The sequence below is a fragment of the Xenorhabdus yunnanensis genome (assembly GCF_028598805.1).
Lineage (GTDB): Bacteria > Pseudomonadota > Gammaproteobacteria > Enterobacterales > Enterobacteriaceae > Xenorhabdus > Xenorhabdus yunnanensis.
The window spans coordinates 77,069-87,479 of the sequence record NZ_JAQRFI010000017.1 but is presented as its reverse complement, the minus strand read 5'-3'; the positions used below and the strand labels follow the sequence as shown (position 1 = coordinate 87,479).

At 42.0% G+C, this 10,411-nt stretch carries 12 protein-coding genes and 1 pseudogene; 1 reads left to right on the top strand and 12 read right to left on the bottom strand.

What is annotated here, in order from left to right:
- Positions 1–36 precede the first annotated feature (36 nt).
- From PSI23_RS09450 to PSI23_RS09410, 9 genes are all read right to left on the bottom strand, one after another.
- Positions 37–306, bottom strand: coding sequence for a ShlB/FhaC/HecB family hemolysin secretion/activation protein (locus PSI23_RS09450; protein WP_273554854.1), 270 nt, complete (start codon positions 304–306; stop codon positions 37–39).
- Positions 233–1,105: a POTRA domain-containing protein gene (locus PSI23_RS09445; protein ID WP_273554853.1), complete on the bottom strand. Its 873-nt coding sequence runs from the start codon at positions 1,103–1,105 to the stop codon at positions 233–235. The genes PSI23_RS09450 and PSI23_RS09445 overlap by 74 nt, the downstream gene beginning before the upstream one ends.
- Before the next feature lie 928 nt (positions 1,106–2,033).
- On the bottom strand, positions 2,034–2,420 hold the full coding sequence (locus PSI23_RS09440; RefSeq protein ID WP_273554852.1) for a helix-turn-helix domain-containing protein: 387 nt from the start codon (positions 2,418–2,420) through the stop codon (positions 2,034–2,036).
- Between the two features lie 79 nt (positions 2,421–2,499).
- Positions 2,500–3,789, bottom strand: a complete 1,290-nt coding sequence (locus PSI23_RS09435) for an MFS transporter (protein WP_273554851.1) — start codon at positions 3,787–3,789, stop codon at positions 2,500–2,502.
- A gap of 140 nt (positions 3,790–3,929) precedes the next feature.
- A complete protein-coding gene (locus tag PSI23_RS09430; protein WP_273554850.1) occupies positions 3,930–4,706 on the bottom strand; it encodes an SDR family oxidoreductase in 777 nt (258 codons plus the stop codon).
- Between the two features lie 31 nt (positions 4,707–4,737).
- Positions 4,738–5,154, bottom strand: coding sequence for a YjbQ family protein (locus PSI23_RS09425; protein WP_273554849.1), 417 nt, complete (start codon positions 5,152–5,154; stop codon positions 4,738–4,740).
- A gap of 109 nt (positions 5,155–5,263) precedes the next feature.
- A complete protein-coding gene (locus tag PSI23_RS09420) occupies positions 5,264–5,482 on the bottom strand; it encodes a beta/alpha barrel domain-containing protein (protein ID WP_273554848.1) in 219 nt (72 codons plus the stop codon).
- The gene (locus PSI23_RS09415) at positions 5,469–5,894 is read right to left on the bottom strand and encodes a triose-phosphate isomerase (protein ID WP_273554847.1); all 426 of its coding nucleotides are present in this window, start codon (positions 5,892–5,894) and stop codon (positions 5,469–5,471) included. The genes PSI23_RS09420 and PSI23_RS09415 overlap by 14 nt, the downstream gene beginning before the upstream one ends.
- A gap of 137 nt (positions 5,895–6,031) precedes the next feature.
- Entirely contained in the window at positions 6,032–6,709 is a 678-nt protein-coding gene (locus tag PSI23_RS09410) for a TIM barrel protein (RefSeq protein ID WP_273554846.1), read from the bottom strand.
- Between the two features lie 558 nt (positions 6,710–7,267).
- Here PSI23_RS09410 and PSI23_RS09405 point away from each other — a divergent pair.
- Complete coding sequence (locus PSI23_RS09405) at positions 7,268–8,329, top strand: LacI family DNA-binding transcriptional regulator (protein ID WP_273554845.1); 1,062 nt, start codon at positions 7,268–7,270, stop codon at positions 8,327–8,329.
- Positions 8,330–8,432: 103 nt separating this feature from the next.
- Here the strand turns inward: PSI23_RS09405 and PSI23_RS09400 are convergent.
- From PSI23_RS09400 to PSI23_RS09390, 3 genes and pseudogenes are all read right to left on the bottom strand, one after another.
- A pseudogene (locus PSI23_RS09400) lies at positions 8,433–8,783 on the bottom strand (transposase); the annotation flags it as partial.
- Positions 8,784–9,308: 525 nt separating this feature from the next.
- Positions 9,309–10,019 carry a TonB system transport protein TonB gene (gene tonB, locus PSI23_RS09395; RefSeq protein WP_273554844.1) on the bottom strand — a complete coding sequence of 237 codons (711 nt, stop codon included), beginning with the start codon at positions 10,017–10,019 and terminating at the stop codon, positions 9,309–9,311.
- 182 nt (positions 10,020–10,201) lie between these two features.
- Positions 10,202–10,381, bottom strand: coding sequence for a YciY family protein (locus PSI23_RS09390; RefSeq protein ID WP_273554843.1), 180 nt, complete (start codon positions 10,379–10,381; stop codon positions 10,202–10,204).
- Between the last annotated feature and the right edge of the window lie 30 nt (positions 10,382–10,411).

The following is a 10,411-nucleotide window of genomic DNA, read 5'->3' as shown; positions in this document are numbered from 1 at the left end:
ACTCCAATTTAAATTCGGGGCTGAAACTTCTTTTCATCATGTCACCTGTTGAATTATCGAAGTGAGCATATCACCTCTATAACGGTGACCAAAATCATTGAACCACATCAGGTTCTCACTGGCATAGGGATAATTTTTATCCATTATTTGCAGCGATTGCAGGGTGGTATTGCAAAAATAGCGATAACGCGCAGTCCAATACCCGTAAGGGATGCTCACGGACAGGGCCAGATTACGGTTGTGGTGTTCTGGCCTGAAATCCGTATCCTGCGTCCAGGAAAGTGACCACTGCTCCCCAAAACCCAACGGGGTATCTAATGTCAATTCGGCGCTGGCCTGATACTCCCCCGATCCCCTTTTGTCCGCTGTTGGCCAGATTTAAGCGCACCTTGCCCGGAAAAAAGCCGGCCTGTTGCCGAATATGCACAATGGAATAGCCCGGTTGGGTGCCGGGCTGGATATCAATGGTAAAGCGGGAAGAATTCAGGCGGTTAAGTTGTTCTAATCCCTGCTCAATATCCCGCAGGTTTAAGATGTGTCCCACCCTGTCAGGAAACAGCATCTTTGCCGTACGGGGCGGTTTACCCTCAATTTCAATGGCTTCAACCCCGCCTTCTATCACCGCAATGCGAAGTTGCCCCGCCGTCAAATCCTGCTCCGGCAGGTACGCTTGCGAGGTGATATAACCCTCGGCGATATAAGCATTGCTCACCGTCCGCACCAGTTGCTTAAGCCCCGCGAGCGTAACGCAATGATGTAAATAGGGCTGTGCCAGAGTGCGCTGTGCAGATTCAGATAAAGCGCCTGCCCCCTGAAACGTAATGTTGTTAATCGTGACGCACCGGGTGTCATCTGCCGGGACACGCTCAGTCGGCGGTATGGGCAATGACCGGAATTTTTGTAAATCCTCACGTTGTTGATGAGCCTCCTCAAGCAAGGCTTTTTGCTGTTGCCGCTGACTGTCCAGTACCGCAGAAGGCGGTTCCGGTTCCTGTTGCTGTATTGGGGGCACAAAGGGGGCGGTATCTGCCTGTACAGGTAAAATAACGAATACAGCCCATCCCAAGAGTCCAGCTCTTATTTTGTTAGCGATTATTTTTGCCATAGTTAAATCAATTAATTTGTTAATTATTAATAGGTGTTCATAAAAAAGGAGACAGGCTATCTTTGATGTTTATTGTCAAATTTACAATATACCTTGCATCACAAATCAATATTTTTTAGTTATTAAACCAATCAATAGGAAAAAACAAATCTATTTATTTTCATTTAAACCCATTAAGTAGTTAAACAAGCGAATTAATCTCCCCTTTCTGCGGGCGTTATAATGATTAAATTTATTTTTGGCGAAAAAAGCCATTGCCAACAGGGTATTTAAAAAGGACTTAACGGTGTTTTATCAGATTTTTCTTAAAAGTTAACTTATAGGATAAGAGTCACACTTGTGAATAAAAACGAACGATGACTAACAAAATATTTAGCGTTAAATCATGATTGAAAACTGATAATATTTTATTATCAGTTTTCTGCCTGAAATTAGAACTTAATCCGTACAGTTCAGATACCCTCTGAATTAATGCATTTTCAATTTAAATTATATTAATTTAGACAGGGGGATTATGATAAGAAAATACAAAAAACAAAATGCATAAAAGCCCCCCTGAAAACAGGGAGTGAATTCACATTAAATTGCAGGCATAGAGTTATTATAGTAGCTATTGATGCTTATTATTCGAGATGACTGACGGGTATTGTTACAAATGTGGTTGTTTTAGTTTAAATGAAGAATAACCTCTTCATACAAAAAACAAAACCAAGCCACCTGAAAATAAAAAAGAAGGGGGGGTAATTATATTGGGATACATACCATGCCCTTGTTTTTTTACATTACCTCCCCTTTTTCTTCAAGGCTATTTTGGACATTGACTAAAATAAATTCCATAAAATATTTCCCTCTCTGTTTTAATTTTATTTTCTATGATATTTTTCATAAACATGGTGTTAGGTTTATATTATTCCCATTAAAAAAGGGTTCATTCTATATAAAATGAACCCTTTGACCCATATAATCCCTTAAATTTAAGATAGTAACGAGAGTCATAATCGCAATAACGACTGGGCCAAATGTCAAGGGGTTCTAAACCCAAATAACTGGCTATGATCCATTCCCCTTTAGGCCAGGGCTCTGAAAGCGCAAAATATAAACGTCCTTTATGCCCGTTAAACCACCGTTGAGATAATTCTTGGATTGTAGTGCCTTGCTTTATCAATATATGCCTAACCTGATCTGGTGACCAATCGAGTTCTTTTGCCGCTATTATTTTTTCAGCCAAAATTTTTCTATTTTCGGCCAGAAATCTGAGATCAGGAAATAGGGCTTTGGGGTCTGAATTATTGTTGACATTATTTTTATTTTTCATTTTTATATTATATCCCTGATGTTGACATGTCACCATACATTGAAAAACAGCCTGGTGACTCGCTGTATTAAACACGCATTTATGAATTCGGAGACTTATTCATGTTAATAGCGCCGGATTGAATAATATTTTTAGCAACCCTCTCAGGTTCATCCAGAAAATTAGTCATCAGAGCACCGACAAAATAAAGGGTGGCAACGATACAAGTCACACCGCTTGCCCCAAGGCTATTTATAAATAAACCAACAATTGCCGGCCCGATAACCACAGATAAACCCGTCCCTAAGTTGAGTACGGACATGACGGCCCCTTTGTCTTTTTCCACCATATTAGCGGACATCGCATCCAACGGAATATAGCCGGCGACACCCGCTCCCCAGCCAATCCCACACATAAGTACTATGGCGTAATTTGCGCCAACAAATTGGGGTGCAAAAAACAGAAGTAATGAGGCAACGCCGGTCAGCACCCCGCCACACCAAATAATGGTTCTTTTATACCCTATTCTGTCTCCAACTATACCCCAGACCAAATTAAACAGGATATTACTCGTAAAGGCAGCCCCCCAGATGCTTAACCACTGAGTCGTAGTAAAACCCTGATAAATCATATAGATCGGCAAATAAACAGGAAAAGCATACTGAGAAAGTGAATTGATGATCCTGAGAAGGCAAGAGATAAATAACTTTGGATGTTCTTTAAGAATGGTTATTCCTTTTAAAACCTCCCTGATATTTTCAATGGCATTATGATTACCTTGCGGCTTAATATTATCGCGATTGAGAACCAAGGCAAAAAAAGCGCCAATAATAATAAATATCAGTGTCGTCCATAGGGTCTGGATATGGCCTAATTTTTCCACCGCCCAACTCGCATAAAAAGTGGCCAATACTTGCATTCCGCCTGAAAACACGAAATAAAACCATCCGTATGCTGTACTGAGTTTGACAGCCGGGCTTCGATAGGCAATCCACACGGAAAATGAATAGGCAAACAGGGGATACCCAAACCCTTTGATAGCCTGTGTCATCAACAAGATAGGATAAGACATCTCTTTTAAACCCAGGCTGACGAAACCGACTGTACCAACAACACAAAAAATTGTGCCTAACAGCATGGTTCGTTTAGCGCCAACCGTCTCAAAAAATACGCCAGCAAACCAAGAGGATATAGCGACAGACACACCATAGACACTAAATAACACGGAGACATCTTGAATACTTAACCCATTATCCACCAAATACGGACTTAGCCAGCCTATTTCAATTCCATTGCCAACCATAAAGGCTAAAATACCCAAATATCCCCATGATAAGGTGCTGGGTATACCAACTCGTTCTAGAAAACGCGCACTCGCTCTCTGCTTCATTTTAAATCCTACAATTCATTATTTTTTCAGCATTCAAACTTTCTTAAATACTCACATTAGTTTTATGTCATTATCATTTAATTTTTTGTAGTCTATTTTATCTTGTGATAAATGCGTTGAGTCAAAACCACTCGTTGACATTAAACACAGGTGTAACCTCCATCAATGCGAAAATCCGCCCCTGTTGTATAAGAACTCATGTCGCCAGCAAGATAAACAGCAATGGCTGCGAGATCTTCCGTTTTTCCCAGTCTGCATACCGGAATCAATTTTTCCCACTGACTGATTAAAGGTGCCAATTTTGGATCATTCAGTGTCATCTCTGTCGCTATATATCCCGGACTGATTGTATTGACACGCACATTTCTGCCCGCCCATTCAACAGCCATATTTCTTGACATGGCTATCACACCCGCTTTCGATGCCGCATACGAACACTCTTTCTGAGGAATATTTGTAATATGAGCGGACATTGAGGCAATGTTGATAATTGAGCCTCCCCCTTGTTTTATCATCAATTTTCCGGCAGCCTGCGCAGTCAAAAAAGCACCATTTAAATTCACATTGACAACATGACTCCAATTTTTCAACGTATCATCCTCTACCGCGATGACGTGTCCGATCCCTGCATTACAGAACGCCACATCCAGTCGGCCGAATTCTTTCAGAATGGTGTCAATCATCGCGTTAATTTCATCGGGCTGGGTAATATCGGTTTTAATGGCCATCGTTTTTTTATTTGTTGTCCGGGCAATTTCTTTTGCGGTTTTTTGTGCGGCTTCTAAATCAACATCAACAATAGCAACATCTGCTCCTGCTTCAGAAAGGGAGGCGGCCAATTGTTTTCCGATCCCTCTGGCACCGCCTGTGATCAATATTTTTTTCCCATCCAGGCTCATTTTTTCTAAAATACCCATTTTATTTTTCTTCTCTTATTAGCATTTCAGCTTATTCGCCAATAACCAGTCCACGCACCCTGCGGTTACGCGCTCTCGTCTGATCCATATCTGAAAAATAAATCCGGCCGAATTCACCTAACGTCATATCACCTTCAAGCAGAGGGATCGTCTCAGACCGGCCCAGTAAAACTGAACGTAAATGTCCGTCCGTATTCAGCATCCATTCTGATTTTTCACCTCTTAATTCCGCTGCATTTTTTGTGTGAACCGGTCCCGGATGCAGATATTGCCCCTCGTGCTGACATGTCGGAATGATCTTTTCCAATATGTTCAGCGTGTCTTGAAGGATCAGGGGGATTTTCCAATACGTTACATCCTCTGAATCCTCCTGAATAAATACGCTGCAGCTGGTGTGCTGTGAAAAAACATTGACAAGCCCGTTTTTAACCCCTGATTTTTGACACATCCCTGTACCCATTCAGTAATGTCGTCAAAACTCACTCTAACGCCTGTTTCGATACTCAATTCGTCATGAACAACGGTCATGATCAATCCCCCTCTGTTTTTCTTACATTTCAGGCAGCCACAACGGATGCAATCATTTTTTCCATCATTTCAAACGGTTTTTCTGCCTTTATAATCCCGCTGGTTGACCCCGTGGCATCTGCGCCATGCAAAATCAGCACATTAGGGTTCACCCGGTGTATGGCACGATTAATTTTTTCAATCTCTTCCATGTCCTGCGAGCCACGTGTTCCCTGTCCGATTAACGCCGGTGATTCAGCTAAAATCATATTCGGGTTCAGGCAAGCTATTGTGGCGGCTTCCGGCACAGACTAATGTGGCCAGACCCACTTCATCCGCTCTTTTTATACTTTGGGCCAGCGTTTCTCGTGTTAATGGTTTTTCGGTATGGTTTAAAAGAACGCCCACTGCCCCGGCGGCCTTTATTGCTTCAGGCAAAACCGCGCCGACTCCCCTTCCCGGATAAATAGGATCAATGTGTTGTGCAAATACTTTTATATATTTGGTCGCACTTGAAATTGGCGCGATGTCCGTGTACTGAGCAGAAAAAATAATATCAACTCCATACTTTTCACAGAGTTTGTCAGCCCCTATTGCCAGTGCTATTGCGTCTTTTCCGAACAAATAAACTTTGGGACCAATTTCAAAAAATGGCTTATTGATTTCAAAATCACTCGTCACAAGATCCCCTACTTCAACATTTTCTTTAAAAACAGTGCAGTTTCAGGCAATGTTTTAGAGGGATCTCCGCAGGTGCTACATTCCAAATTGAGAAACCCAGTGTATCCAATCTCTTTCAACGCATTAAAACCCGCCCTTCAGTCAATGGCTCCACAGCCGGGAAGCAGGCGGTTATTGTCACCCAAATGAACGTGCTTAATCGCGTCTCCGGCATATTTAATGCTTTCTACGATGTTTGACTCTTCGATTGACATGTGGAAAAAATCAGCTAAAACTCCAGTATTTTCCATGCCTAACGTATCAATAATATCCCTACATGCTTTGATGCTGTTTAAATAAGGACTTTCATAGCGATTAATCCCTTCTAACAGCATCTTGCCTGACGTGCCCATGAGAGGCACAGTAACCTCTTTGTACATGTCCAGAAACCCCTGTTTTTCAGTTTCTGTCATGTTCTTATGGGGATGAAACAACGGCAGCGGATTCTGTGCACCGTATGCAAATTCCAGCTCAGTGACGGCGCCGATTTCACCGCTGATTTCAGCGGCCCGTTTATTCATTTCCCGGCTCTTTTTTCTGAGATCGATATTGTCACTCATTAATTGCCCGTAAATCTCATCAGCAAAGGCAAACTCACACGGGATGATGCCCGTGTTTTCTCTTAAATTAAGGACTTCCTCATGTAACTCTTCGTTCCATTCGCAATAGTTCATAAATAGCGCAATGCCATCGTAGCCCCATTTGTACAATTGGGTGGCCTGCTCAGTTAAGTTATTCCCCGGCAGCATTAGATTCGAACACGATATTTTCATCATATAAAGCCATTTCAAACGTTGTAATTTTCAAGTTAAAAAAAAGACATGCCCCTGTTTTTAACAATGTTAATTGACTAGTTGTTCGCGTGTAGTGTCCATATTTGATCCGGTTGATTAGCTATTATGTCGGAAATTTATCCAGGTTGTGAAAGTCAGTTTCCGATTCAGCGCTGAAAATTTGTTGTGATAAAATAAATTTCAAACGTTGTAATCATAGATTTAAATAAAGATCAGCATTAGTCAAGCGAGTAATTTACAATTTGATAACAAAATCTGTTTTTTGTGATAGGGTTCTGTTTTTGGCAGGATTAATAACAAACAGAGTGTTGTAACTAAATGCTTTTTTATTTTTCTTACTTTTCATCAACAATATACTGATATTGTTCAAGCTACACGCCGCTATTTACCAGAGAGATTTATAGGCCATTGAGTGCAGGTGGATTCGGCGTGTTGGCTGAATCGTGAAATTGACAACGTTGTAAATCTATTTTACCCTCGAATCAATCAACACATACCTGTACACACCCGTGTTATTCCGCCTCGTTAGAGGAAAAGGACATGCCAGTAATGACATCTGAAAGCAACAAACGTGTTACGATTAAATCCATTGCCAAAGAAGTAGGCGTCTCATTCTCAACCGTTTCTAAGGCACTGAATAACGACCCGGCTATCAAAAAGTCAACCCGGCTGTTGATTTTAAATAAAGCCAATGAGATGGGCTATACACCTAACTCACTGGCCAAAGGCCTTCGCAGCCATTCGACCAAAACCGTTGCAATTATTTTTAGCGATATCGAAAACCCGGTACTGACCTACATCTTCTGTAAGATCCTGACCAAGATGGCGGAGCATGGATATACCACGATGATTTTTGATTCGCAGTTCAATGAAAATACAGAGCGTGCCAATATACTGACGGTGCTTTCCAGACAGGCGGATTTTATTATTCTCGAACCGACGTCCATGAACCCCGATAATTTACGTTTGTTATCAAAGACGCCCAACCGCCTCACCCTTCAGGGCATTCGTTATGAAACGATGAATTGTCATCATGTTCATGTTGATTATGCACATGGTGGCTATCTTGCTGCGTGTGAAATGCTGTCAAACGGACATAAAAACTGTTTAGTTATCACCGAAGCCCTGTCATTTCCTACAAGCAGGGAGTTTGTATTCGGGATCGAACGGGCTTACAACGAATATGGCGTTCCGTTCAACAGAGATATGGTCAAAACAACACATTCATCCATCACAAACGGATTTCAGGTCATTCAACAATTATGGGATCACGACAAAAACGCATTCAGTGTCCCGATAACCGGCGTGTTAACGTTTGATGATATTTTGGCCTACGGAGTATACAAGGCGGCTCTGCAATACAATTTTAAAATCCCGGACGATATCAGTGTGATTGGCTTCGACGATAATCCCATTTCCGCTTTTTCCATGCCGCCTCTGACAACCATACACCTGCCCAAAGATAAAATGGCAGAAAATCACATCAATATTTTGCAATCAACATTATTGAGCGGGCGCACTGAAACATGTTTTTTTTCTGCTGATCCCACGCTGGTTGTCAGAGGTTCTGTACGCAATTTATTAGAAAAAAAGAGAAATTAGGCTGATGAATATCATATCTGTGGATTTAGTACTACAGCCGTAATCGCTCTGTAATCATAAGGTTATCCCGGCGACGATAATGGCATTGTTGTGCATGGTATTGATGTCGCCGCCGCCAGGATGACCAATGCGTGCCTTTTTTGATAAATCCGGTTTCATCCACAATGAGCCCCCCGTGTTCATCGCCCACATGCTCTGTCACATAGTCACGCAAAATATCGCGGGCGACGTCGACATCCCAGCAAGCGCGCTCCAGCAGATGTTGAATCCCATCAGGCGTGCGTTCGCCTATCCATTCCGCCAGTTGCCAGCCATTTTTACGCTCAACGTCACTGAGCAGTCCCCGGAGATAGGCCAGGCTGCGTTGTTGTGGGCCGGGGTGGTGAAACAAGGGAGCTCATCGGGTATGCAGTGAGCGCAGTTCCTGTTCCCAAGCGTTAGTAGGTAAGTGCATTGAACACCGCCCCCTCTTTTCAGGAAAAAATGTCAGGGGTTATCATGCCACAATGGGGCGTACGGCTGTAGTACTAGGCGAGTATCCATGACTATCACTGACAATCAGAGATAAAAAATAACTTAACTACCACCGACTAAAGTCGGTGGGTTAGCGCAGTCAGGACTGACGACTGCAAGTCGTCAGTCCTGACTAAACGCGCATACGTCAAAATATTTACGTTCAAGGTCACCGTCTAAAGACGGTGGTTTTAACCTTTTATTTGGAAGAATAAATGCACTTCAAATTGGAAAGCAGTGATTCAGAGTAATAGTTCATTAAGAAAGTAACTAATTTGTAAATTAAAGGGGTATATCTTTTGATTGTCCCTTTTTTATTCTGTTTTGAATAGCGAGACGCGGATTCACATAACCATTATGGAATTTAATATTTATTATCTTCCTGTGATAATAAAACCGAGTTTTGCTGATGAATTCAGGGGGATGTTTTGCATCCCCTGAATTTAGAAAGAAGCATTTTGGTAGATTAGGATTGTGAAATACCCGTAACTTTAAACTCAATAGTCGCCACGTATCCAGTAGCAGGCATTTTTTCATAACGCCATTTTCTCATGGCATTTTTCACTTCACGTTCAAAGACATTTCTGGGGGTTGCAGAAATAATCTCGATATTCTTAACTCGACCATTTTCATCAATATCAAATTTTACCTTTACCGTCCCCTCTGTACCCAATTGCTGAGCTCTGGATGGATAACCGGGATTTGGCCTATTCAATGCCTTTGGCCCTCTTTGTACATCCCCTTTTTCACTAATAGCATGATGATCCGTCTTTTGATCGCTCAAATTCTTTGCCATCTGAGGATTCTGATCAGAAATAGGCTTCAGCGGTTGTTCTGAAGTTTTTTCTGTCTTTTTCTGTATTGGCTTAAATTCTTTTTTGACAATTTTTTTCACTTCCGGTTTTTTTTCAGGTTTAGGTTTCGGCAGAGCAATTTTCGCAATAGGTTCTGGCTCAGGTTCGAGTGGTTCAGGAAGTGATTCAGGCATGGCAGGTTCAGAGACTGGTGCCTCTTCAGCAGCCAACTGGATCATGGCAACAGACATAGGTGCAGCTTCTGGCTGTTTTTCAGGTGTAATAGCTTGAAAAATCGCCGCAGCAATAGAAATATGTAAACAAACGGAAAGTAGTATCGGCCAATGTATCCAACGCATAAGAGAATTCTTACTTAGCAGCATGATAGTCAGTTTTCAGATAGCCATTAGTTTAAATGCAAATGACTATCATATTCAATAAAGATTCAAAACATCTATATCCATCATCTTTCAAGTTGCTGCTTTGTTAGCTGAGCTGCATTGACTGTGCTGCAACCTGAAATTTGGGATCAAACACCTAGGTATGTATCATGCGGAACATCATATTAAACCCATTCTGCGTTATGGATGAATAGAATCGATCTGCGACGCTTATAAGCACCTAGCTTGCGCGCTGTATAGATACGAAAATTACGTCGCGTTTGCCCTTCCAACCAGCGACGGCGACGACAGATACTTTGACGGAGCATTCTCCAACGCCCTACTTCTCTTCTACTGTGTTTCATAAGATATTCCCGGCTCATTCTCTCATTGGG